The sequence below is a fragment of the Streptomyces sp. NPDC026417 genome, from assembly GCF_055567695.1.
This window is the reverse complement of the sequence record NZ_JBVHPY010000004.1, coordinates 288,040-310,215: the sequence shown is the minus strand read 5'-3', so window position 1 is coordinate 310,215 and position 22,176 is coordinate 288,040. Positions and strand designations below refer to the sequence as shown.

Here is a 22,176-nt window from a genome sequence, read left to right as displayed (position 1 = left end):
TGTCTTACTTCTCCTCGGTACGGGTGTGGGTGACGGCGGGCTCGTTGCCGCCCAGCAGCAGGTACAGGACGGCCATGCGGATGGACACGCCGTTCGCCACCTGCTCGATCGCGGTGCACCGGTCCGAGTCGGCGACCGCGGCGGTGATCTCCATGCCGCGGACCATCGGGCCGGGGTGCATCACGATGGCGTGCTCCGGCATCTTCGCCATCCGGTCGCCGTCGAGGCCGTAGCGACGCGAGTACTCGCGCTCGGTCGGGAAGAACGCCGCGTTCATCCGCTCCCGCTGGACGCGCAGCATCATCACCGCGTCGGACTTGGACAGCGTGCCGTCGAGGTCGTAGGCGACCTCGCAGGGCCACGCCTCGACCCCGACGGGCAGCAGCGTGGGCGGGGCGACGAGGGTGACCTCGGCGCCGAGGGTGTGCAGCAGGTCGACGTTGGAACGGGCGACCCGGCTGTGCAGGATGTCGCCGACCAGCGTGATGCGCTTGCCGGCCAGGTCCTGGCCGAGTCCGGCGTCCCGGCCGACGAGCCGGCGCCGCATGGTGAAGGCGTCGAGCAGGGCCTGGGTGGGGTGCTGGTGGGTGCCGTCGCCCGCGTTGATGACCGCGGCGTCGATCCAGCCGGAGGTCGCGAGGCGGTAGGGGGCACCGGAGGCGCCGTGCCGGATGACGACGGCGTCGACGCCCATGGCCTCCAGGGTCTGGGCGGTGTCCTTGAGGGACTCGCCCTTGGAGACGCTGGAACCCTTGGCGGTGAAGTTGATGACGTCCGCCGAGAGCCGCTTCTCGGCGGCCTCGAAGGAGATCCGGGTGCGGGTCGAGTCCTCGAAGAAGAGATTGACGACGGTGCGGCCGCGCAGGGTCGGCAACTTCTTGATCGGCCGGTCGGCGACCCGCGCCATTTCCTCGGCGGTGTCGAGGATGAGCACGGCGTCGTCGCGGGTGAGGTCGGCGGCCGAGATGAGATGACGCTGCATCTGTCAGGCTCCGTAAGGCAGTTCAGGGTATTTCGGGCATACGGGCGCGCAGGGGCGCACTCGGGGGACGTACCTCCGAGTGGGACTACTGCTCGCCGGCCGGGGAGGTCCGCTTCGCTCCGAGCAGCACGGTGTCGCGACCGTCCTCCTCGGCGAGCTGGACCTTGACCGTCTCCCGCAACGACGTCGGGAGGTTCTTGCCGACGTAGTCGGCACGGATGGGCAGTTCGCGGTGGCCGCGGTCGACGAGGACGGCGAGCTGCACCGCGCGCGGACGCCCGATGTCGTTGAGGCCGTCGAGGGCCGCGCGGATCGTGCGGCCGGAGAAGAGCACGTCGTCGACGAGGACGACCAGCCGGCCGTCGATGCCGTCACCGGGGATCTCGGTGCGGGCCAGCGCACGCGGCGGGTGCATGCGCAGGTCGTCGCGGTACATGGTGATGTCGAGGGAGCCGACCGGGATCGTGCGGCCGGTGATCTCCTGGAGCTTGACCGCCAGTCTGCGGGCCAGGAAGACGCCTCGGGTCGGAATGCCGAGGAGCACCACGTCGTCGGCGCCCTTGGCGCGCTCGACGATCTCGTGGGCGATGCGGGTCAGCACCCGCGCGATGTCGGGGCCTTCGAGGACGGGCCGCGCATCGGACTCGTACTGCTGCTTGTCCTGCTCTGTGTCCATACGAAACGGACCTCCTTCTCCGCCTCACGGGACGGATCATTAAAGGACGTCGGAATTGCGCCACCCACGTTACCAGCAAGGCAACGCGCCTGATCACCCCCGCGGATTCACCCGGACGGCGGCTGCCGGGGAGGGGTGGGCGGGCAGCCCTCGGCTTGACGGGGGAGAGTAACGCTGCGTAACCTCACAGTGAGTCACCAGCCGCGCGGCGGAGCCGCACGTTGATACAGCGTCCGGGGAGCTATATGTCCAGCGAATACGCCAAACAGCTCGGGGCCAAGCTCCGCGCCATCCGCACCCAGCAGGGCCTTTCCCTCCACGGCGTCGAGGAGAAGTCCCAGGGCCGCTGGAAGGCGGTCGTGGTCGGTTCGTACGAGCGCGGCGACCGCGCCGTCACCGTACAGCGCCTCGCCGAGCTGGCGGACTTCTACGGGGTCCCCGTGCAGGAGCTGCTGCCGGGCACCACGCCGGGCGGGGCCGCCGAGCCGCCGCCGAAGCTGGTCCTGGACCTGGAGCGGCTGGCGCACGTGCCGGCCGAGAAGGCGGGCCCGCTGCAGAGGTACGCGGCCACGATCCAGTCCCAGCGCGGTGACTACAACGGCAAGGTGCTGTCGATCCGCCAGGACGACCTGCGCACACTCGCCGTCATCTACGACCAGTCGCCGTCGGTGCTCACCGAGCAGCTGATCAGCTGGGGCGTGCTGGACGCGGACGCGCGCCGCGCGGTCTCCCACGACGAGGGCTGACCCCTTGCCGCGCTTGTGAAGAAACGTGCCGCCGGGGTGGCTGGAACATAGCGTTCCGGCCACCCCGGCGGCTTTCTGCGCGCCTCGCAGGTCTCCGGGGCCCCGGAGGGCGCCGGGTGGCCCGGGAGGGCGCAGGAGGGCACACGAACGCCGGAGGGCCCGCAGCAGGTGATGCTGCGGGCCCTCCGGCGTTTCGTACGTCGTCATCCGGCGCCGTACGACCGGGGCGTGCCCCGACCGGAGCAGCCGGGGCCAGGACGTGTCCCGGAGGGGACCGCCTAGCCCTCGTCCCGGCGGAGCGACGGCTTCAGGTCCTTCAGACGGCCCAGCAGGCCGTTGACGAACGCGGGCGACTCGTCCGTGGAGAACTCCTTCGCCAGCTGGACCGCCTCGTCGAGCACCACGGCGTCCGGGGTCTCGTCGACCCAGATCAGCTCGTAGGCACCGAGGCGCAGGACGTTGCGGTCGACGACCGGCATCCTGTCGAGCGTCCAGCCCACGGAGTACTGCGCGATGAGATCGTCGATGCGGCGGGCCTTCTCGGCGTACCCCTCGACCAGCTGCATCGTGTACTCGCTGACCGGCGGCTGCCGGGTGTCGGACCGGGAGTGCCGGATCCAGTCCGCGAGGACCGTCAGGACGTCCACATCGCGCTGGTCACCCTCGAAGAGGATCTGGAAGGCGCGCTTGCGGGCCGTGTTGCGGGCAGCCACGGTTAGCTGTTCACCCGGCCGAGGTAGTCGCTCGTACGGGTGTCGACCTTGATCTTCTCACCGGTGGTGATGAAGAGCGGCACCTGGATCTGGTGGCCGGTCTCCAGGGTGGCGGGCTTGGTGCCACCGGTGGAGCGGTCGCCCTGGACACCGGGCTCGGTCTCCTGGATGGTCAGCTCGACGGCGGCCGGCAGCTCGACGAAGAGCACCTCGCCCTCGTGCTGCGCGACGGTGGCGGTGAAGCCCTCGATCAGGAAGTTGGCGGCGTCGCCGACGGACTTGCGGTCGACCATGAGCTGGTCGTAGGTGTCCATGTCCATGAAGACGAAGTACTCGCCGTCCATGTACGAGAACTGCATGTCGCGTTTGTCGATCGTGGCCGTCTCGACCTTGACGCCGGCGTTGAACGTCTTGTCGACGACCTTGCCGGAGAGCACGTTCTTCAGCTTGGTGCGCACGAAGGCCGGGCCCTTGCCGGGCTTGACGTGCTGGAACTCGACGACGGACCAGAGCTGGCCGCCTTCGAGCTTGAGCACCAGGCCGTTCTTGAGGTCGTTCGTGGAAGCCACGGTTGCGGAATCTCCTGGACTGACGTGGACGACCAGAAGACACGCGCTACAGCGCGAGCAGCTCCTTGGTCGTGATGGTGAGCAGTTCGGGTCCGCCGTCCGCCTCGTGGCGCACGACGAGCGTGTCATCGATCCTGACACCGCCCCGGCCCGGAAGGTGGACCCCCGGTTCGACGGTGACCGGCACGCAAGCGTCCAGTTTACCCATGGCCGCGGGGGCCAACTGCGGGTCCTCGTCGATTTCGAGCCCGACGCCGTGCCCGGTGAGCACCGGAAGGCCCTCGGTGTGCCCCGCGGAGTCCAGTACCTGACGGGCCGCCCGGTCCACGTCGCGGTAGCCGGCACCGGGCACCAGAGCCTCCCGCCCGGCCCGCTGAGCGGCGAAGACGAGGTCGTACAGCTCGATCTGCCAGTCCGCCGGCGAGGTCCCGATGACGAACGTGCGGCCGATCTCGCAGCGGTATCCGCGGTACACGGCGCCCAGGCAGACGGACAGGAAGTCCCCCTCCTCGACCCGCCGGTCGGTGGGCCGGTGGCCGCGGCGCCCGGAGTTCGGACCGGTGCCCACGGAGGTCGCGAACGCCCGGCCGTCCGCACCGTGGTCGACCAGCCTGCGCTCCAGCTCCAGCGCGAGATGCCGCTCGGTGCGACCCACCAGGATCGATTCGAGGAGCTCGCCCAGCGCCTGGTCGGCGATCTCGGCGCCGATGCGCAGGCAGGAGATCTCCTCCTCGTCCTTGACCACCCGCAGCTGCTCCACCGCACCGCCCAGGTCGGCCAGCCGCAGCCGGGGCGCCACCGAGCCGATCGCGCGATGCCGCCGCACCGTCAGATGGTGCTCCTCGACCGCCAGGGACTCCGCGCCCTGTCCGGCGGCGAGGTCGGCCGCCGCGACGGCGGCGTCACCGCCCGGCGCGGCCAGGAGCTGCACCCGCAGCGCCTCGTCGGGCCGCCCCTCGACGGCGTCCCCGCTCGGCAGGGAGGCGCAGAGCAGCAGGTCCTCGGACCTGCCGAGCAGCAGGACGGCGCCGTCCGGCGCCGTGCCCGCGAGATACCGCACGTTGGCCGGACGGGTGACGAGCGCCGCGGCGCTGCCGCCCGCCGCACTGCGTTCCCGGAGCCGCTCGCGGCGCGCCGCGTACACCTCTGACATGTTCCGAGCCTACGAGTGGTGGCCGGAAACCGCCGGTCCAGCGGGGCCGACCGGGGACGGGCCGGGCCCGCCCGCCACCGCGCGAGAGGCCGCCGCGGAACCCCGTCGCCGTCAGCCGTCGCAGGTCACCACTGGGGCGGGCTCGCGATCGAGCGGGCGAGGACGTCGTCCAGGATGCGCGCGGTGGCCGGCACGTCGAGCTGCGAGTTGTCGATGATGGGGAGTCCGGAGCCGTACCAACCGGCCATGCGGCCGTGGATGCGGGCGACCTCCTCGTCGGTGAGGCGGCGGTTGCCGGACCGCTCGGCGTTGCGCTCCAGGACGATCTCCAGGCCGGGCAGCAGCACGACCGGCAGCAGCCCCGGCCCCACATGGCGCTTCCAGCCGCCGAGGCCGACCACCGGCCGGTCCGGGAAGACGGCGTCGTCGAGGATGCAGGAGATGCCGTTGGCCAGGAAGTTCCGCGCGGCGAAGCCGCAGGTACGGCGGGCGAGCCGGTACTGCGCCTCGGAGTGGTCGTTCCACCCCGACTGGGGGTCCGCGAACCCCGAGCGCACCCACTCCCGGACGTCGTCGAGGCTGATGTGGGCCGTGGGGACCCGCCGGTGCTCCGCCCAGTACTTGGCGACGCTGGTCTTGCCCGCGCCGGCCGGGCCGATCAGCAGGACGGCCAGCGTGGTGGCGGCCGGGTCCGGGGTGCCCACGGCGGGCGGCGGGGACGGCACGGCCACGGGGGCGCCGGGGGGCAGTTGCACATGACCGGTCGTGTCCGGCGCCGGCGGCACCGGGGCGTGGTGCGCGGGTGGGTGGTGCGGGGCCTGGGCGGGCGGGACCCCGGGCGGGACGGGTGCCCCGGCGAAGCCCGGGGCGGGCGGGGGTGCGGGTACGGGACCCGGCCCCGGGTGCTGTCCGGCAGATGACCAGCCGACGGCCGGTCCGTGCCCCGGCTGATGGGGCGGCGGCAGCGGAGCCCCCACTGCGTGCTGCATCCGGTGCCACTCCGTCTCGTGTCTTTCGGCGCGCTCGCCTCCGGGGCACCTCCGTCGCTGCCGAAGGCCCCGACCGCGGCGGCCCCTGCGGGCCGCACGCGCTCTCCCCCTCGACACCGAACGGCCCCTCGAGCTCGCTCGCCGCAGGCAATTGGCGCTGGCAGCGGGGCCTGGACCCCGCTGCCTACCGAACGGTACCGTCCCCGGCCGCCGTTGTGTGAACGGCCGGGGACGGCCCCGAGTGCCCGTGGGCGCAGCCGAATCGGACAACCGGGGCCGAGCGGAACTACTCGCCCACTTCGCCGTAGGCGGCGAGCAGAACGGCCGGGTCCGGTCCCTCCAGGACGGTCGGCTTGGCCAGCCCGTCCAGGACGATGAACCGGAGCAGGTCGCCGCGGGACTTCTTGTCGACCTTCATGTTCTGCAGCAGCTTGGGCCACTGGTCGTACCGGTAGTGCAGCGGAAGGCCGACGGCCTCCAGGATCGTGCGGTGCCGGTCGGCGGTGGCGTCGTCGAGGCGGCCCGCCAGCCGGCCGAGTTCGGCGGCGAAGTGCATGCCGACGGCGACGGCCGCACCGTGGCGCCACTGGTAGCGCTCGTTCTTCTCGATGGCGTGGGCCAGGGTATGCCCGTAGTTGAGGATCTCCCGCAGGCCCGACTCCTTGAGGTCTCCGGAGACGACCTCGGCCTTCACCCGGATGGAACGCTCGATGAGTTCGGCGGTGTGGGGTCCGGCCGGGGTGCGCGCCGCCTGGGGGTCGGCCTCGATGAGCTCCAGGATCGCCGGGTCGGCGATGAAGCCGGCCTTGATGATCTCCGCGAGCCCGGACACGAAGTCGTTGACCGGCAGCGAGTCCAGCGCGGCCAGATCGCAGAGCACACCGGCCGGCGGGTGGAAGGCACCGACCAGGTTCTTGCCCTCGGCGGTGTTGATGCCGGTCTTGCCGCCCACCGCCGCGTCCACCATGCCGAGCACGGTGGTCGGGACGGCGATCCAGCGCACTCCGCGCAGCCAGGTCGCGGCGACGAACCCGGCGAGGTCGGTGGTGGCGCCGCCGCCCACCCCCACGATGACGTCGGTGCGGGTGAACCCGGAGGTGCCGAGCGCCTTCCAGCAGTACGCGGCGACCTCGGCCGTCTTGGCCTCTTCGGCGTTCGGCACCTGGATGGCGATCGCCTCGAAGCCCTGTCCGGCCAGGTCGGCACGCAGCGCCTCGCCGGTGTCGGCCAGCGCCTCGGGGTGGACGACCGCCACCCGCTTGGCGCCCTCGCCGATCAGGCCGCCCAGTTCTCCCAGGAGTTGGCGGCCGACCAGGACCTCGTAGGGGTCGGTGCCCGCGGTGCCGCCGACGTGGATCCGGGTCACAGCCTCGCTCATGCTTCCTTCAACTCCAGTGCGTCGAGGACCGCCTGGGCGACCTCTTCGGGGGTACGGCCGTCGGTGGCGACCACCGCGTGGGCCACTTCCGTGTACAGGTGGCGGCGGGCCTCCATCAGCTCGCGCCACTGCCGGCGCGGGTTGACCGCGAGCAGCGGCCGCGCCGAGTTGAGGCCGGTGCGCTGCACCGCCTCCTCGACGTCCATCGAGAGGTAGACGACCCGGTGACCGGCCAGCAGCGTCCGCGTCTCGTCGTCGAGGATCGCGCCGCCGCCCAGCGCCAGCACACCGTCGTGCTCGGCGAGTGCGCGGCGCACGGCCTGCTTCTCGACGGCGCGGAAGGCGGGCTCGCCCTCGTCCACGAAGATGTCGGCGACGGTCCGGCCCTCGGCGGCCACGATGTCGTCGTCCGTGTCCCGGTAGGCGCAGCCCAGCCGCCCGGCGAGCAGCGCGCCCACCGTGGACTTGCCGACACCCATCGGGCCCACCAGCACGACCAGGGGCGCGGGGCTCACCGGATGGCCAGGTTCTCGAGGTACGACTCGACGTTGCGGCGGGTCTCGGGGACGCTGTCGCCGCCGAACTTCTCGGCCACCGCGTCCGCCAGGACCAGCGCCACCATGGCCTCGGCGACGATGCCGGCGGCCGGGACCGCGCACACGTCGGAGCGCTGGTGGTGGGCCTTGGCGGCCTCGCCGGTGGCCACGTCGATGGTGGCCAGGGCCCGCGGCACGGTCGCGATCGGCTTCATCGCGGCTCGTACACGCAGGAGTTCACCGGTGGTCAGGCCGCCCTCGGTGCCGCCGGAACGCCCGGTGGAGCGCCGGATGCCGTCCTCGGTGTGGACGATCTCGTCGTGCGCCTGGGAGCCGGGCACGCGGGCCAGGTCGAAGCCGTCGCCGACCTCGACGCCCTTAATGGCCTGGATGCCCATGAGCGCCGCGGCGAGCCGGGCGTCGAGCCGCCGGTCCCAGTGCACGTGCGAGCCGAGGCCGACCGGCACGCCGTACGCGAGTACCTCGACGACACCGCCCAGGGTGTCGCCGTCCTTGTGGGCCTGGTCGATCTCCGCGACCATCGCCTTCGACGCGTCGGCGTCGAGGCAGCGCACCGGATCGGCGTCGAGCTTCGCCACGTCCGAGGGCTCGGGGTACACCCCGTACGGCGCCTTTGCGCCCGCCAGCTCGGTGACATGGCTGACGATCTCGATGCCGGCCGTCTCCTTCAGGTACGAGCGGGCCACCGCGCCGAGCGCCACCCGGGCCGCGGTCTCCCGGGCCGAGGCGCGCTCCAGGATCGGCCGGGCCTCGTCGAAGCCGTACTTCTGCATGCCCGCGAGGTCCGCGTGGCCGGGCCGGGGCCGGGTCAGCGGCGCGTTGCGGGCGAGGTCGGCGAGGATCTCCGGGGCGACCGGGTCGGCCGCCATGACCTGCTCCCACTTCGGCCACTCGGTGTTGCCCACCATGATCGCCACGGGCGAGCCGAGGGTGAGACCGTGCCGGACACCGCCCAGGAAGGTGACCTCGTCACGCTCGAACTTCATCCGCGCACCGCGCCCATAGCCGAGGCGCCGCCGGGCCAGGTGGTCCGCCACCATGTCCGTGGTGATCGGCACGCCGGCGGGAAGTCCCTCCAGCGTCGCGACAAGTGCGGGACCGTGGGACTCCCCCGCGGTCAGCCAGCGCAACCTGCTCAACGGTGCTCCTCATGCTCGCGCCCTGGTACTGCTGCTGCGTACGCGTGTCCTCGCGTACGGCGACGGCGCGACCGGGTGCGCGGCCCTGGCCCGCCACCTCCGATCCTCCCACGTCCGGCGGCGGCGACCGGCCGCAGGTCCATCAGGCGGACGGCTCACCCGGCGGGCGCGGGGATCGTCCGGAGGTCGTCAGTGCCCGGCGAGGGCGTGCTCGCCCGCCTTGCGCATGGCGTCCAGCGGCGCGGGGGCCCGCCCGGTCATCTGCTCGACCTGGAGCACCGCCTGGTGCACCAGGAGGTCGAGGCCGCTCACGACCGCGCCTCCGTACGCCGACCAGCGGGCGGCGAGATCGGTGGGCCAGGGGTCGTACAGCACGTCGAACAGGGTGGCGGGCCGCTCGGGGACGGCGGCGGCCAGCGCGTCCGTGGTGCCCGCGGGGGTGGTGGCGATCACGAGGGGCGCGCGCAGGGCCTGTGCCGCGTCCGCCCAGTCCGCCGTCCGCACGTCGAGGTCGAGCCGCTCGCCCCACTGCCGCATCTCGGCGGCCCGGGCCTCGCTGCGGACGTAGGCGACGACCTCACCGGTGCAGATCCGCGCGAGCGCGGCCAGCGCGGAGGACGCGGTGGCACCGGCGCCGAGGACGGCGGCGGAGTCGACCTGCTCGATGCCCCGCTCCCGCAGGGCGGCGACCATGCCGGGGATGTCCGTGTTGTCGCCGACGCGGCGGCCGTCGTCGGTGAACACGACCGTGTTCACCGTCTCCACGGAGGCGGCCGTCTCGCTGATCTCGTCGAGCAGCGGGATGACGGCCCGCTTGAGCGGCATCGTCAGCGACAGCCCGGCCCACTCCGGGCCGAGCGTCCCGATGAAGCCGGGCAGCGTCTCCTCGTCGACCTCGAACCGGTCGTAGGACCAGCCGTCGAGGCCGAGGTGCTCGTACGCCGCCCGGTGCAGCACCGGGGAGAGGGAGTGGGCGATGGGAGAGCCCAGGACGGCGGCTCTGCGCCCGCTGTCGTTACCGGTGCCGCTCATTGCCCCTTCTGCTCCTCGAGGTACTTCTCACGGTTGCGGTTCTGCTCTTCGTTCGTCTCGGCGAACAGCGTCTTGTCCTCGCTGATCGAGACGAAGTAGTACCAGTTGCCCTTGGCGGGCTTGAGCGCGGCCTCGATGGCCACCTGGCCGGGGTTGCCGATCGGTCCGGGCGGCAGGCCCTTGATCTTGTACGTGTTGTACGGGTCGTTGAGCCGGCGCAGGTCGTTGACCGAGCCCGTGGCCAGCTTGGACTCCCCGCGGAGGTAGTTCACCGTGGAGTCGAAGTCGAGCAGGCCGTAGGTCTCGGTGTTGTCGCGCTTGAGGCGGTTGTAGACGACTCGCGAGACCTTCTCGAAGTCGTGCTTGTACTTGCCCTCCGCCTGGACCAGGCTCGCGACGGTGAGCACCTGCAGGGGGTTCTTGAGGTTCAGCTCCGCGGCCTTGGACTCGATGCCGAGCGCGGCGTACTTCTCCTTGGCCAGGTCGACCATCTGCTCCAGGACCTCCTTGGGCTTCATGCCCTTGGCCACCGGATAGGTCGACGGGTAGAGGAATCCTTCCAGCGGGTCCTTGATGTCCTTGCCCGTGTTGGCCCACGACGGCAGGCCGAGGTCCGACCACTGCTTGTCGGCGACGCCCTCGGTGGTGCCCTTCTTGAGCTCCAGCGCCTTGTCGACTGCCGCGTAGACCTGCGCGTTGCGCTCGCCCTCGAAGACCGTCAGGTTGTTCCTGCTCTTGGGGTCGAGCATCAGCGCCACCGCGCTCTCGGCGGACATCTGCTTGTTGAGCAGGTAGGAGCCGGGCTGGATCTTGCCGCCGTCGGGGTTCTTGGACTGGGCGGCCACGAAGGCGTCGACACTCCTGACGACGCCGGCGTCCTTCAGCCGCTGCCCGATGGCGAAGCCGAGGGCGCCCTTCGGGATGACGACGGTCACCTTCTCGTCCTTGCCGTCCCCCGCGTAGTCGGGCGCCGAGCCGAAACGATTTTGGTAGAACTGGTACCCGAAATATCCGACACCACCGAGACCGCCGCCGAACACCAGCACGACCACGAGGCAGGCGCATCCGCTACGGCGCTTGCGGTCCTTGCCGCCGCCCCGGCCCCGCCGGTCCCCGCGCCCGCCACGGCCGTCCGCGTCGTCGTCATCGTCGTCGTCGCCGCCCGCGAAGAAGGCGTGTTCACCCTGATCGGGCCCGGGATCCCAGTCCGTCTGCGGCTCGGGTTCGGCACGGCGCCGGGCGGGGGGCTCGGGCGGCGGATACGCGTCGGGCGTGTTGTAGAAGTCGGGCTGTTCGCCGCCCGCGTAGGGGGCGCCCTGACCGCCGTAGGGGTCTGACACATCGGCGGGATAGGCGACTTGGGGGTGCGCGCCCGTGTCCCAGCCGCCGTTGTCGTACTGCTGCCCCTGCTCGCCGTACTGCTGGCGGCCCTGACCGGGGTACGGCTGCTGGTCCTGGCCGGGGTACTGCTGCCCCTGGCCGTCGAACTGCTGCCCGGCCCCCTGGCCGTACTGCTGCTGACCGTCGTACTGCTGTCCGCCCTGCGGCGCGTACTGCTGCTGGTTCGGGTCGTACACGGCCTGCGGGCCGGTGCCCCACTCGCCGTGCTGCTGCGGCTGCTGCGGATAGTGCTGTGGCTGGCCGCCGTAGGGGGACTGGCCGTCCTGGGCCTGTCCTCCCCATCCGCCGTCCCCGTACAACGGGTCCTCCGGATGCCACGGTTCGGAGCCTGGGCCCCGGCCATACTCAGTCATCGATCCCCTAGAGCCGCGAGGCGGTGGCTGCTGGCGCGTGTGGCACGGTTCCCGTCCGCCTCTTTCGCTGTGCGGTGGCTGTTCGAACACCGCCGCATCGCGCGGAACGTTACCGTATCGCGATCAGATGACCACTTCGACGCCCTCACCCGGCGCCGTGCCCGACGCCCGTTCGGACTCCAGGGCCTGCTGCAGGATGACGACGGCCGCCGCCTGGTCGATGACGGACCTGCCCTTCTTGGACTTCACGCCCGAGGCACGCAGTCCCTGACTGGCCGTCACTGTGGTCATCCTCTCGTCGAGGAGCCGCACCGCGACGGGTGCGATCCCGCGGGCGAGCGCCTCGGCGAAGGCACGGACCTTGACCGCGGCCGGGCCCTCGCCCCCCTTGAGGGAGCGAGGGAGTCCGACGACGACCTCGATCGGCTCGTACTCGTCGACGAGCTGCTTCAACCGGCGCTGCGCGGCCGGGACATCACGCCCCGGCACCGTCTCGACCGGTGTCGCGAGGATCCCGTCGGGGTCGCACGAGGCGACCCCGATGCGGGCGTCCCCGACGTCGATCGCGAGCCGACGTCCTCTGCGCATCTCCAGACCCCTACTTGGCCGTCTCGGCGACGAGGCGCTCGACGGCGTCGACCGCGTCACCGATGGCGGCCGGGTTCTGCCCACCGCCCTGGGCGACGTCCGGCTTGCCGCCACCGCCGCCACCGAGGGTCTTGGCGGCCGTGCGGACCAGCTCACCGGCCTTCAGACCGCGCTCACGGGCCGCCTCGTTGGTGGCGATGACCGTGAGCGGCTTGCCGCCCACCGTGCTGAACAGGGCCACGACGACGGCCCGTCCGCCCTGGATGCGGCCGCGCACGTCGAGGACCAGCCTGCGCAGGTCGTCGGCGCCCGTGCCGTCCGGGACCTGCCCGGTGACCAGCGCGACACCGTGCACGTCCTTGGCGGACTCGGCCAGACCGGCGGCGGCCTGGAGGACCTTCTCCGCGCGGAACTTCTCGATCTCCTTCTCGGCGTCCTTCAGCTTGCCGAGCATGGCGGAGATCTTCTCCGGAAGCTCCTCGGGGCGGCCCTTGACCAGCTCCTGGAGCTGGGCGACGACCGTGTGCTCCCGGGCGAGGAAGTTGTAGGCGTCGACGCCGACGAGGGCCTCGATGCGCCGCACCCCGGATCCGATGGACGACTCGCCCAGCAGCTTGACCAGGCCGAGCTGGGCGGTGTTGTGGACGTGCGTGCCGCCGCACAGCTCCTTGGAGAAGTCGCCGATGGTGACGACGCGCACCCGCTCGCCGTACTTCTCGCCGAACTCGGCGATGGCGCCCTGCTTCTTCGCCTCGTCGATGCCCATGACCTCGGCGTGCACGTCGAGGTCGCGGGCCAGCACCTCGTTGATCTGCTGCTCGACGTCGGTCATCACGGCCGTGGGCACGGCCGACGGGGAACCGAAGTCGAAGCGGAAGCGGCCGGGCTGGTTCTCGGAACCGGCCTGGGCGGCCGTCGGGCCGAGGGCGTCGCGCAGGGCCTGGTGGGTGAGGTGCGTGGCCGAGTGGGCGCGGGCGATGGACTTGCGGCGGCGCACGTCGATCGTGGCCTGGGCCTTGGCGCCGACGGTCACCTCGCCGACCTGGACGACGCCCTTGTGGACGTAGACCCCGGGGACCGGCTTCTGGCAGTCGCGGACCTCGATCACGGCACCGGTGTCCACCCTGATGCGGCCGGTGTCGCCGATCTGGCCACCGCCCTCGGCGTAGAACGGCGTGCGGTCGAGGACGATCTCGACCTCGTCGCCCTCCGAGGCGGCCGGGGAGGAGGCGCCGTCGACGAGGATGCCGACGATCGTCGACTCGCCCTCGGTCTGCGTGTAGCCGACGAACTCGGTCTCACCGGCGGCGTCGGCGATCTCGCGGTAGGCGCCGAGGTCGGCGTGGCCGGTCTTCTTGGCCTGGGCGTCGGCCTTGGCGCGCTCCCGCTGCTCCTTCATCAGGCGGCGGAAGCCGTCCTCGTCCACGGACAGGCCCTGTTCGGCGGCCATCTCCAGGGTGAGGTCGATCGGGAAGCCCCAGGTGTCGTGGAGCAGGAACGCCTTGTCACCGGAGAGGACCGTGCCACCGGAGGCCTTGGTCTCGGTGACGGCCGTGTCGAGGATGTTGGTGCCGCCCTTGAGGGCCTTGAGGAACGCGGCCTCCTCGGCGAGGGCGACGGTCTCGATGCGCCGGCGGTCGGAGATGAGCTCCGGGTACTGCTGGCCCATCATCTCGATCACGACGTCGATGAGGTCCTTGACGACCGGACCGGTGGCGCCGAGCAGCCGCATGTTGCGGATGGCGCGGCGCATGATGCGGCGCAGCACGTAGCCGCGGCCCTCGTTGCCGGGGCTGACGCCGTCGCCGATGAGCATCACCGACGTGCGCATGTGGTCGGTCACCACGCGCAGCGAGACGTCGGAGCCGTGGGCGGCGCCGTACTCGACACCGGTCAGCTCGGTGGCCTTGTTGATGACGGCCATGGAGGTGTCGATCTCGTACATGTTCTGCACGCCCTGCAGAATCATCGCGAGGCGTTCCATGCCGAGGCCGGTGTCGATGTTCTTCTGGGGCAGCTCGCCGAGGATCTCGAAGTCCTCCTTCGAGGTGCCCTCGCCGCGCTCGTACTGCATGAAGACCAGGTTCCAGATCTCCACGTACCGCTCGTCGTTGACGGCCGGGCCGCCCTCGACGCCGAACTCGGGGCCGCGGTCGTAGTTGATCTCGGAGCACGGGCCGCAGGGGCCGGGCACGCCCATGGACCAGTAGTTGTCCTTCTTGCCGAGGCGCTGGATGCGCTCGGCGGGCACGCCGATCTTCTCGCGCCAGATCTGCTCGGCCTCGTCGTCGTCCAGGTAGACGGTCACCCACAGCCGCTCCGGGTCGAGCCCGTAACCGCCCTTGTCCTGGGGCGAGGTGAGCAGCTCCCAGGCGTAGGTGATGGCACCTTCCTTGAAGTAGTCCCCGAAGGAGAAGTTGCCGCACATCTGGAAGAAGGTGCCGTGGCGGGTGGTCTTGCCGACCTCTTCGATGTCGGGCGTGCGCACGCACTTCTGCACGCTGGTGGCGCGCGAGAACGGCGGCTTGACCTCACCGAGGAAGTACGGCTTGAAGGGGACCATGCCCGCGGGGACCAGGAGCAGAGTCGGGTCGTCCGCGATGAGCGACGCCGAAGGGACGACGGTGTGACCGCGCTCCTCGAAGAAGCTCAACCAGCGGCGGCGAATCTCGGCCGACTCCATCAGTGGTCCTCATTCCGGTTGTACGAGTACGTCGACCTCTCGACGTACTTGGGGTTGCTGCGGTTCTCGATGGCGGCGACGCGCCGCGGTGCGGGCAGTTCGGGGTCCGTCCCGGCGTTCAGCCCGAGTGCCTCGTCGAGTTCGGCCTCGCGCTGGGCCATGCCCTCGCGGACGTCGAGCGCAAAGTCCTTGAGCCGGTGGCCCGCTTCGATCGCCTTGTTCGCGGCCTGGGCCGCGAGGCTCTCGGGCGTCAGCTGCCTGATCTTGCGGTTGACCTTGGTGGTGGCCCACACGCCGGCGGCTGCGCCCGCGGTGAACCAGAACGTACGGCGGAACATCGCTGCGTCAGTCCTTCTTCCGCTTTCCCCGTCGCGCGGACGGGACGGTGCGTCCCACGATCACGGTGCGGCGGGACGCCCTGGGTGGCTCGTTCTCACGTCGGACCCCGAGTGCCCGGCGGACGCCGTAGCCGAACGCCGCGACCTTCACCAGCGGGCCGCCGAAGGTGGAGGCGACCGTCGTGGAGAGCGCCGACGCGTTCGACGTGACCTCCTGGACGTCGGAGGCGATGGCGTCGACGCGCTCGATCTGGGTCTGTGCGGAGCGCACCGCCGTGGAGGCGTCGGCCAGCAGCGGGACGGCCTGGTCGGTCACGTCCGCCACGAGCTTGGTGGTCGCCTTGAGCGTCTGGGCCAGCCTCGCCAGCGCGACGGCGAGGAAGGAGACCAGGATCGCCCAGAACACGGCCACCAGGATCCCGGCCACCTCTCCACCGGACACTGATTGCACCCGCTCCCTGATACGTGCCTGAACATCGAAAAGTCGTCCCCCGAGCCTATCGCGCCGGGGCCGCCGCTCCGCACCGGATTACCGCCGCCCCACAGCGCGAATGTGCCCGAACCGATTGTACGGACCGCTTATGGCTCAGTACGCTCCGTATCCCATGCACCGATCTCACCCCGCCCGGCGCCCCGGCTCCCCGCCCCCGGGCAATCTGCCCCTGGAACTCGACGCGTTCGTGGGGCGCTCGGCGGAACTGGCTCAGCTGGCCGACGCGCTGGAGTCCGCGCGCCTGGTGACCGTGACGGGCCTCGGCGGCGTCGGGAAGTCGCGGCTCGCGGCGCATGCGGCCGCACGGACGGAGCTGCCCAACGGGGCGTGGCGGGTGGAACTGGCCGCGCTCCGCGAGCCGGAGCTCGTCGAGTACGCGGTGCTGGAGGCCCTCGGTCTGACGGACCACACGTCCAGGCTGCCCCGCCAGGTGCTCCTCGACCATCTTGCCGAGCGCCGGCTCCTGCTGATCCTCGACGGTTTCGAGCATCTGGTGGACGCGTGTGCCTCGCTGGTCGGCGAACTGCTGAGGGCCGCGCCGGGGCTGCGCGTGCTCGCCGTGGGACGCAGGCCGCTGGAGGTCGGGGGTGAGCGGCTGTTCCCGCTGGCGCCGATGACCGGGCCGGAGGCGGCGGAGCTGTTCGCCCATCGCGCGGCGGCACGGGTGCCCGGCTTCGCGGTGGACGACGCCAACCGGTCCGACGTGCTGGAGCTGTGCCGGCGCCTCGACGGGATCCCGCTCGCCGTCGAACTGGCCGCCGGCCGCCTGAGCACCCTGTCCCCCGCCCAGCTGCTGTCGCGGCTGGAGGACCGCTTCCGGCTGCTCACGGGAGGCGGCCGGGACGCGCCGCCGCGCCACCAGACGCTGCGTACGGCGATCGGCTGGAGCCACGAGCTGTGCACGCCGGAGGAGCGGCTGCTCTGGTCCCGCCTCTCGGTGTTCGCGGGCCGGTTCGACCTGGAGGCCGCCGAGTACGTGTGCAGCGGTGACGGGCTGCACGCCGAGGACGTCCTCGACGTACTGGGTGAGCTCCTCGCCCAGTCCGTCGTCTCCCGCGAGGAGACGCCCGTCGGTGTGCGCTACCGGATGCTCGACACGGTCCGCGCGTACGGCGCCGAGTGGCTGGAGGCGATGGGGGACGCGGGGCGGCTGCGCCGACGTCACCGCGACTGGTTCATGGGGCTGGCCACCTGGTGCGAGCTGGACTGGTTCTCCCCGCGCCAGGCCGAGGTCGCGGCGCGCGTCGAGACGGAGCTGCCGAATCTGCGGTGCGCCCTGGAGCACTGCCTGACGGAGCCGGGCGAGGCGCATCTGGGCCAGTACCTGGCGGCCAGCCTCTGGTTCTACTGGGTCGGCTGCGGCCGGCTCACCGAGGGGCGGCACTGGCTGGACCGGAGCGTCGAACTGTCCGCGGAGGACGGGACGTACGAGCAGTCCCGGCTGAAGGCGCTCTGGGTGCTCGGCTACGTGGCGGTCCTCCAGGGCGACGCGGTGCCCGCGCTCGCGGCGCTCCAGGAGTGCCGTGAGGAGGCGGAGCAGGCCGGGAACGCCACGGCGGTGGCGTACGCGGAGCACCGCACCGGATGCCTGGCGCTCGTCACGGACGACATGCCGCGCGCGGAGAGCCTGCTGCGCTCGGCGCTGGACCGCTATCACGAGATCGGCGAGCTCAACAGCAACGTATTGATGGGCCAGGTGGAGCTGGCGATGGCGAAAGCCTTCCAGGGGGACCTGCCGGGCGCGGTCAGGCTGTGCGAGGACGTCCGCCGGGTGTGCGAGGACCACGGGGAGCGGTGGGCGCTGGCGTACGCGCTGTACGTGCTGGCATACGGGTCCTGGACCGAGGGCGACCTGCGGCGGGCCCGGGACCTGCTGGAGGAGTGCCTCGGCATCGGGCACGCCTTCCACGACCTGCTCGGCACGGTCCTCGCCGTCGAGCTGCTCGCCCTGGTCACGGCGGAGGACGGCGACCCGGCCGAGGCCGCGGTGCTGCAGGGCGCGGCGTCCCGGATGTGGCCCTCGGTGGGCCTGCCGCTGTTCGGCTCGGCGTACTACAACGCGCCGCACGAGCGCTGCGAGGCGACGGCGCGGGCGCGGCTGGGCGACGAGCGGTACGAGGAGTGCGTGGCGGAGGGGGCCCGGCTGGAGCAGGAGGCGGCGGTGGCCCGGGCGCTCGGGCGGTCCGGGGAGCGGACGCTCGGCGCGGTGCCGTCGCCGCGGGCGGTGCCGGCTCCCCCGGACGTGCGAAAGCCCGCCGCCTCGCCCACCCGGAAGGGCGGGGAGACGACGGGCTGACACGCAGTGGTGCTACGTCCGCCGGAAAGCGATCAGCGGGCGTAGTACTCGACGACGAGCTGCTCGTCGCAGATCACCGGGATCTCCTTGCGGTTCGGCTCACGGTCCAGGCGGAAGGCCAGGGCGCGGAGGTTCACCTGGAGGTAGCGCGGGGTCTCGCCGTCGGGGGCGAAGCCACCCTCACGCGCGACCTCGAACAGCGGCTTCTGGCGGCTGCGCTCGCGGACCATGACGACGTCGTCCGGCTTGACGCGGAAGGACGGCTTGTCGACCTTCTGGCCGTTGACCTCGATGTGGCCGTGGACGACCATCTGGCGGGCCTGGTAGATCGTGCGGGCGATGCCCGAACGGAGGACCAGGGCGTCGAGACGGCGCTCGAGCTCGATGACCAGGGCCTCACCGGTCTTGCCCTGGGTCTTCGCGGCACGCTCGTAGGCGCGGACGAGCTGGCGCTCGGACACGTCGTACTGCGCGCGCAGACGCTGCTTCTCGAGCAGACGGACCTTGTAGTCCGAGTTCTGCTTGCGGCCGCGGCCGTGCTCACCCGGCGGGTAGGGGCGGGCCTCGAAGTACTTGACGGCCTTCGGGGTCAGCGCGATGCCGAGGGCACGCGACTTCTTGACCTTGGGGCGGGACTGGTTCGCCATGAACCAAACACCTCGTGTCTCTGATGTGAATACGGCTTCACCAGGGTTAGGGGAGGTCGCAATCCGCAGCCGGGGAAACCCTGCGGGTCCTGTCGGACCTACCGGGCAGCCGCTCCCTGGTCTGGGCACATACGTGCAGCACGCGAGTGGCCCACCGACCTGTCCCCGGGATTCCGGGAGGGTGGTGGGCTGCCCGCGACACCTTCGACGGTGCGCGACGCTCCTGGATCCCCCGCGCCTTGCGGCGCACGGGTTCCGGCTGGATGTCCCGTTCTGGTGGTGCCGACCGGAGCCGGACACGGGACGCAGCGCTTCAGGGAGTCTACAGGGTGGTCAGGGCCGTCCTCGACCGAGGTGCTTCCTGGTCCACTCGACCGCGTCCGCGTAGCGTGCCTCGGCGCCGTGGCGGGTGGGTGTGTAGTACTCCCGGTCCTTGAGCTCCTCCGGTGCGTACTGCTGGGCGGCGATGCCCTCGGGCAGGTCGTGCGGGTACACGTAGCCCTGGGCGTGCCCGAGCTTGGCCGCGCCCTTGTAGTGCCCGTCACGCAGATGGGTGGGCACGGGGCCCGCGTGGCCCTTGCGCACGTCCTCCATGGCGGCGCCGATCGCGGTGGTCGCGGCGTTCGACTTCGGGGCCAGCGCGAGGGCGATCGTGGCGTGGCTGAGGGTGAGCGCGGCCTCGGGGAAGCCGATCATCGCGACGGCCTGCGCGGCGGCGACGGCGATGGGCAGGGCGTTGGGGTCGGCGAGGCCGATGTCCTCGCTGGCGGAGATCATCAGGCGGCGGGCGATGAACCGGGGGTCCTCGCCGGCCTCGATCATCCGCGCCAGGTAGTGCAGGGCGGCGTCCACGTCCGAGCCGCGGATCGACTTGATCAGGGCGCTGGCGACGTCGTAGTGCTGGTCGCCGTCGCGGTCGTACTTCACGGCGGCGCGGTCGACCGTCTCCTCCAGGGTCCGGAGGGTGATCTCCGGCTCGCCCTTGTCGAGCGCGGAGCCGGCCGCGGCCTCCAGGGCGGTCAGGGCCCGGCGGGCGTCGCCGCCCGCGATCCGCAGCAGGTGCTCCTCGGTGTCCTCGGGGAGGGTGACGGCCTCCTTGAGACCCCGCTCGTCGGCGAGCGCCCGGCGCAGCAGGCCGCGCAGGTCGTCGTCCGTGAGCGGTTCGAGGGTGAGCAGCAGGGAGCGGGACAGCAGGGGGGAGATCACCGAGAAGTACGGATTCTCGGTGGTCGCGGCGATCAGGGTCACCCAGCGGTTCTCGACGGCGGGGAGCAGGGAGTCCTGCTGGGCCTTGCTGAAGCGGTGGATCTCGTCGAGGAAGAGGACGGTCTCCTTGCCGAAGCCTCCGGTGGCCCGGCGCGCGCCCTCGATGACGGCGCGGACCTCCTTGACGCCCGCGGTGATCGCGGACAGCTCGACGAAGCGCTTGTTCGTGGCCTTGGAGACGACGTACGCGAGGGTGGTCTTACCGGTGCCCGGCGGGCCCCAGAGGATCACGGACGACGGTCCCGCCGGTCCCCCGCCGCTCTCGCCGACGAGTCTGCGCAGGGGCGAGCCCGGCTTCAGCAGGTGCTGCTGGCCCACGACCTCGTCGAGGGTGCGCGGGCGCATCCGGACCGCCAGGGGGCTGCTGGACGGGTCCTTCTCCTGGCGTTCTTCTGCTGCGGCGGTGAACAGGTCGGGCTCCACGTACAAAACCCTATGTCACGCCACTGACAACGCCGCCGGGCCCGGTCCGCCGGGCCCCGGGGCGGGGTCAGCTCGTCCAGAAGTCCCACCAGCGGGTCAGGATCAGCATGCCGATGATGCCGATGTGCAGCACGGGCAGCACCCAGGTGAACTCGCCGAAGAAGCTCCTGAGCCACTGGGGTGCGGGCAGGAAACCGTGGCGCACGTTGGACGAGGTCACGTACCAGAACATGAGGATCGTGGCGACCCAGGCCAGGCTGCACCACAGGCACAGCGAGTTGATCCGGTACAGCGACTGGAACTGCAGCCAGGTGCAGAAGGCGACCCCGAAGAGGGTGCCGGCGTTGAAGGTCAGCCAGTACCAGCGCGGGAAGGTGGCCCGGGCCAGCAGGCTCACGCCGACGCAGATCACGATGCCGTAGGCGACGAGCCCGATCATCGGGTTGGGGAAGCCGAAGGCGGAGGCCTGGTCGCTCTTCATGATGTTGCCGCAGGAGACGACCGGGTTGAGGCTGCAGCCCGGCACGAAGTCCGGGTTCTCCAGCAGCTTGAACTTGTCGATCGTGATGACCCACGCGGCGAGCAGGCCGGCGGCACCGGTGATCACCAGCAGCAGCGCGAAGGCGAGGCTGCCGCCCACCGTCCGTGGGACGTCGACGCGCTCCTGGTCGATGGAGACGCCGTCCTTGACTGTCGTCTTGCTCATCACGCCGATCCGTTACGGGAGAGGGGGGTCCGTGGCACGGTCATTGTGCCGCACGCACGCCCGTGTCCACCGTTCGATGGACATAAGGAGGTACGCACGGTCGTCCCGGAGCGTTCGGTCCGCATGACAGCTCACAGGGAACAACTCGCGGTCGACGTACGGGGACTGCGCAAGCGGTACGGGGACGTGGCCGCCGTCGACGGACTGGACCTGCGCGTCCGGCGCGGTGAGGTCTGCGGCCTGCTCGGGCCGAACGGCGCCGGCAAGAGCACCACGGTGGAGGTCCTCCGGGGCAGCAGGGTGGCGTTCGCGCGGCGACGTCGTCCGGCAGGACGAATCGGCGCCCATGGAGTTGACGGTGCGCGAAACCGTGCGGCATTTCTCCCGTTACCACCCGAATCCGCAGCACCCCGGACGAGGGCGTCGCCCTGGTCGGTCCCCGCCACCCGGCATCCGCAGGTCCATCAGGACGATGTCGGGCCGGAGTTCGGCGGCCGGCGCCTCGGCCCGCGGCGTCGAGTCGATCGCCCGGATGACCGCGGCGCGCCTGCCGTGCCGGGTGGTCGTGCTCACCACCCATGAGACGGACCGGGGACATCCTGCGCGCGGTGAGCTGGCGGAGGCGGTGCGGGCCGTGGGGCGAGACCGTGCCGGCTCCGTCCGTGGCCGTCCGGCTGGCCGACCGGCCGCGCGCGACGCAGGAGCGGCCGCGGCTGTCGGAGCGGGAGGTCGCGGTGCTCCGGCTGGTGGCCGAGGGATGCACGCACGCCGAGGCCGGCCGGCGGCTGTTCATCGGCGAGTCGACCGTGAAGACCCATCTGCTGCGGGCCGTCGGCACGTTGGGGGTCGACGACCGCACGGCGGCGGTGATGTCCGCGATGCGGTGGGGCCTGCTGGACCGAGGCCGGGCAGCGTCCCAGGTTCGGTCGGGGGGGGGGGGGGGGGGGGGGGGGGGGGTGGGCGGGGGGGGGGGGGGGGGGGGGGGGGGGGGGGGGAGGAGGAAAACAGGGGGAGAGGTGCACAGAAAAACCGGCGGGAGCCGGTGGGG

The 22,176-nt window shown here is 71.6% G+C and carries 22 protein-coding genes; 4 read left to right on the top strand and 18 right to left on the bottom strand.

Annotation, left to right across the window (positions count from 1 at the left end; translation table 11 throughout):
• Positions 1-4: 4 nt before the first annotated feature.
• Positions 5-982, bottom strand: coding sequence for an aspartate carbamoyltransferase catalytic subunit (locus tag ACZ4NT_RS09085; protein ID WP_121404424.1), 978 nt, complete (start codon positions 980-982; stop codon positions 5-7).
• 85 nt (positions 983-1,067) lie between these two features.
• On the bottom strand, positions 1,068-1,658 hold the full coding sequence (pyrR, locus tag ACZ4NT_RS09080) for a bifunctional pyr operon transcriptional regulator/uracil phosphoribosyltransferase PyrR (protein ID WP_121404423.1): 591 nt from the start codon (positions 1,656-1,658) through the stop codon (positions 1,068-1,070).
• 245 nt (positions 1,659-1,903) lie between these two features.
• On the opposite strand from pyrR, the gene bldD reads away from it, so the two are divergent.
• Entirely contained in the window at positions 1,904-2,404 is a 501-nt protein-coding gene (bldD, locus tag ACZ4NT_RS09075) for a transcriptional regulator BldD (protein WP_067366005.1), read from the top strand.
• Between the two features lie 278 nt (positions 2,405-2,682).
• Here bldD and nusB read toward each other — a convergent pair whose 3' ends face one another.
• From nusB to ACZ4NT_RS09010, 13 genes are all read right to left on the bottom strand, one after another.
• Positions 2,683-3,117 carry a transcription antitermination factor NusB gene (nusB, locus tag ACZ4NT_RS09070; RefSeq protein WP_121404422.1) on the bottom strand — a complete coding sequence of 145 codons (435 nt, stop codon included), beginning with the start codon at positions 3,115-3,117 and terminating at the stop codon, positions 2,683-2,685.
• A 2-nt stretch (positions 3,118-3,119) separates the two neighbouring features.
• A complete protein-coding gene (gene efp / locus ACZ4NT_RS09065) occupies positions 3,120-3,686 on the bottom strand; it encodes an elongation factor P (RefSeq protein ID WP_121404421.1) in 567 nt (188 codons plus the stop codon).
• A gap of 46 nt (positions 3,687-3,732) precedes the next feature.
• Entirely contained in the window at positions 3,733-4,839 is a 1,107-nt protein-coding gene (locus ACZ4NT_RS09060; RefSeq protein WP_121404420.1) for an aminopeptidase P family protein, read from the bottom strand.
• 125 nt (positions 4,840-4,964) lie between these two features.
• Complete coding sequence (locus ACZ4NT_RS09055; protein WP_121404419.1) at positions 4,965-5,828, bottom strand: Pro-rich N-terminal domain-containing protein; 864 nt, start codon at positions 5,826-5,828, stop codon at positions 4,965-4,967.
• Positions 5,829-6,114: 286 nt separating this feature from the next.
• A complete protein-coding gene (aroB, locus tag ACZ4NT_RS09050) occupies positions 6,115-7,206 on the bottom strand; it encodes a 3-dehydroquinate synthase (protein WP_121404418.1) in 1,092 nt (363 codons plus the stop codon).
• Complete coding sequence (locus tag ACZ4NT_RS09045) at positions 7,203-7,721, bottom strand: shikimate kinase (RefSeq protein ID WP_121404417.1); 519 nt, start codon at positions 7,719-7,721, stop codon at positions 7,203-7,205. The genes aroB and ACZ4NT_RS09045 overlap by 4 nt, the downstream gene beginning before the upstream one ends.
• On the bottom strand, positions 7,718-8,902 hold the full coding sequence (gene aroC / locus ACZ4NT_RS09040; RefSeq protein ID WP_121404416.1) for a chorismate synthase: 1,185 nt from the start codon (positions 8,900-8,902) through the stop codon (positions 7,718-7,720). The genes ACZ4NT_RS09045 and aroC overlap by 4 nt, the downstream gene beginning before the upstream one ends.
• 189 nt (positions 8,903-9,091) lie before the next feature.
• Complete coding sequence (locus ACZ4NT_RS09035) at positions 9,092-9,934, bottom strand: shikimate dehydrogenase (RefSeq protein ID WP_467724420.1); 843 nt, start codon at positions 9,932-9,934, stop codon at positions 9,092-9,094.
• Positions 9,931-11,688 carry an endolytic transglycosylase MltG gene (mltG, locus tag ACZ4NT_RS09030; RefSeq protein ID WP_121404413.1) on the bottom strand — a complete coding sequence of 586 codons (1,758 nt, stop codon included), beginning with the start codon at positions 11,686-11,688 and terminating at the stop codon, positions 9,931-9,933. Before mltG ends, ACZ4NT_RS09035 begins: the two co-directional genes overlap by 4 nt.
• Positions 11,689-11,811: 123 nt before the next feature.
• Entirely contained in the window at positions 11,812-12,276 is a 465-nt protein-coding gene (gene ruvX, locus ACZ4NT_RS09025) for a Holliday junction resolvase RuvX (protein ID WP_121404411.1), read from the bottom strand.
• Positions 12,277-12,286: 10 nt separating this feature from the next.
• Complete coding sequence (gene alaS / locus ACZ4NT_RS09020) at positions 12,287-14,959, bottom strand: alanine--tRNA ligase (RefSeq protein ID WP_121404409.1); 2,673 nt, start codon at positions 14,957-14,959, stop codon at positions 12,287-12,289.
• The gene (locus ACZ4NT_RS09015) at positions 14,959-15,297 is read right to left on the bottom strand and encodes a DUF6167 family protein (protein ID WP_121404408.1); all 339 of its coding nucleotides are present in this window, start codon (positions 15,295-15,297) and stop codon (positions 14,959-14,961) included. The genes alaS and ACZ4NT_RS09015 overlap by 1 nt, the downstream gene beginning before the upstream one ends.
• A gap of 7 nt (positions 15,298-15,304) precedes the next feature.
• Complete coding sequence (locus tag ACZ4NT_RS09010) at positions 15,305-15,739, bottom strand: DUF948 domain-containing protein (protein WP_121404407.1); 435 nt, start codon at positions 15,737-15,739, stop codon at positions 15,305-15,307.
• 163 nt (positions 15,740-15,902) lie between these two features.
• On the opposite strand from ACZ4NT_RS09010, the gene ACZ4NT_RS09005 reads away from it, so the two are divergent.
• Entirely contained in the window at positions 15,903-18,086 is a 2,184-nt protein-coding gene (locus tag ACZ4NT_RS09005) for an ATP-binding protein (RefSeq protein ID WP_467724419.1), read from the top strand.
• Positions 18,087-18,118: 32 nt separating this feature from the next.
• On the opposite strand, the gene rpsD is transcribed toward ACZ4NT_RS09005, so the two are convergent.
• The 3 genes from rpsD to ACZ4NT_RS08990 all read right to left on the bottom strand — a co-directional run bounded on the left by rpsD (position 18,119) and on the right by ACZ4NT_RS08990 (position 21,128).
• Positions 18,119-18,733, bottom strand: a complete 615-nt coding sequence (gene rpsD, locus ACZ4NT_RS09000; protein ID WP_010988245.1) for a 30S ribosomal protein S4 — start codon at positions 18,731-18,733, stop codon at positions 18,119-18,121.
• 333 nt (positions 18,734-19,066) lie between these two features.
• Complete coding sequence (locus tag ACZ4NT_RS08995) at positions 19,067-20,422, bottom strand: replication-associated recombination protein A (protein ID WP_121404826.1); 1,356 nt, start codon at positions 20,420-20,422, stop codon at positions 19,067-19,069.
• 67 nt (positions 20,423-20,489) lie between these two features.
• Positions 20,490-21,128 carry a vitamin K epoxide reductase family protein gene (locus ACZ4NT_RS08990; protein WP_121404405.1) on the bottom strand — a complete coding sequence of 213 codons (639 nt, stop codon included), beginning with the start codon at positions 21,126-21,128 and terminating at the stop codon, positions 20,490-20,492.
• A 123-nt stretch (positions 21,129-21,251) separates the two neighbouring features.
• Here ACZ4NT_RS08990 and ACZ4NT_RS08985 point away from each other — a divergent pair, with 123 nt between their 5' ends.
• Together ACZ4NT_RS08985 and ACZ4NT_RS08980 are read left to right on the top strand one after the other, a co-directional pair.
• Positions 21,252-21,710 carry an ATP-binding cassette domain-containing protein gene (locus tag ACZ4NT_RS08985; protein WP_467724416.1) on the top strand — a complete coding sequence of 153 codons (459 nt, stop codon included), beginning with the start codon at positions 21,252-21,254 and terminating at the stop codon, positions 21,708-21,710.
• Positions 21,707-22,176, top strand: a 470-nt coding sequence (locus tag ACZ4NT_RS08980; RefSeq protein ID WP_467724515.1) for a LuxR C-terminal-related transcriptional regulator, incomplete at its 3' end; no start/stop codon positions are given. The genes ACZ4NT_RS08985 and ACZ4NT_RS08980, both read left to right, overlap by 4 nt.

Bases quoted from the DNA above. Each gene is read 5' to 3' on its own strand.
- ACZ4NT_RS09085 (WP_121404424.1), bottom strand. From the start codon at position 982: ATGCAGCGTCATCTCATCTCGGCCGCCGACCTCACCCGCGACGACGCC.
- pyrR (WP_121404423.1), bottom strand. From the start codon at position 1,658: ATGGACACAGAGCAGGACAAGCAGCAGTACGAGTCCGATGCGCGGCCC.
- bldD (WP_067366005.1), top strand. From the start codon at position 1,904: ATGTCCAGCGAATACGCCAAACAGCTCGGGGCCAAGCTCCGCGCCATC.
- ACZ4NT_RS09060 (WP_121404420.1), bottom strand. From the start codon at position 4,839: ATGTCAGAGGTGTACGCGGCGCGCCGCGAGCGGCTCCGGGAACGCAGT.
- ACZ4NT_RS09055 (WP_121404419.1), bottom strand. From the start codon at position 5,828: ATGCAGCACGCAGTGGGGGCTCCGCTGCCGCCGCCCCATCAGCCGGGG.
- aroB (WP_121404418.1), bottom strand. From the start codon at position 7,206: ATGAGCGAGGCTGTGACCCGGATCCACGTCGGCGGCACCGCGGGCACC.
- ACZ4NT_RS09035 (WP_467724420.1), bottom strand. From the start codon at position 9,934: ATGAGCGGCACCGGTAACGACAGCGGGCGCAGAGCCGCCGTCCTGGGC.
- mltG (WP_121404413.1), bottom strand. From the start codon at position 11,688: ATGACTGAGTATGGCCGGGGCCCAGGCTCCGAACCGTGGCATCCGGAG.
- ruvX (WP_121404411.1), bottom strand. From the start codon at position 12,276: ATGCGCAGAGGACGTCGGCTCGCGATCGACGTCGGGGACGCCCGCATC.
- alaS (WP_121404409.1), bottom strand. From the start codon at position 14,959: ATGGAGTCGGCCGAGATTCGCCGCCGCTGGTTGAGCTTCTTCGAGGAG.
- ACZ4NT_RS09015 (WP_121404408.1), bottom strand. From the start codon at position 15,297: ATGTTCCGCCGTACGTTCTGGTTCACCGCGGGCGCAGCCGCCGGCGTG.
- ACZ4NT_RS09005 (WP_467724419.1), top strand. From the start codon at position 15,903: ATGCACCGATCTCACCCCGCCCGGCGCCCCGGCTCCCCGCCCCCGGGC.
- rpsD (WP_010988245.1), bottom strand. From the start codon at position 18,733: ATGGCGAACCAGTCCCGCCCCAAGGTCAAGAAGTCGCGTGCCCTCGGC.
- ACZ4NT_RS08990 (WP_121404405.1), bottom strand. From the start codon at position 21,128: ATGAGCAAGACGACAGTCAAGGACGGCGTCTCCATCGACCAGGAGCGC.
- ACZ4NT_RS08985 (WP_467724416.1), top strand. From the start codon at position 21,252: ATGACAGCTCACAGGGAACAACTCGCGGTCGACGTACGGGGACTGCGC.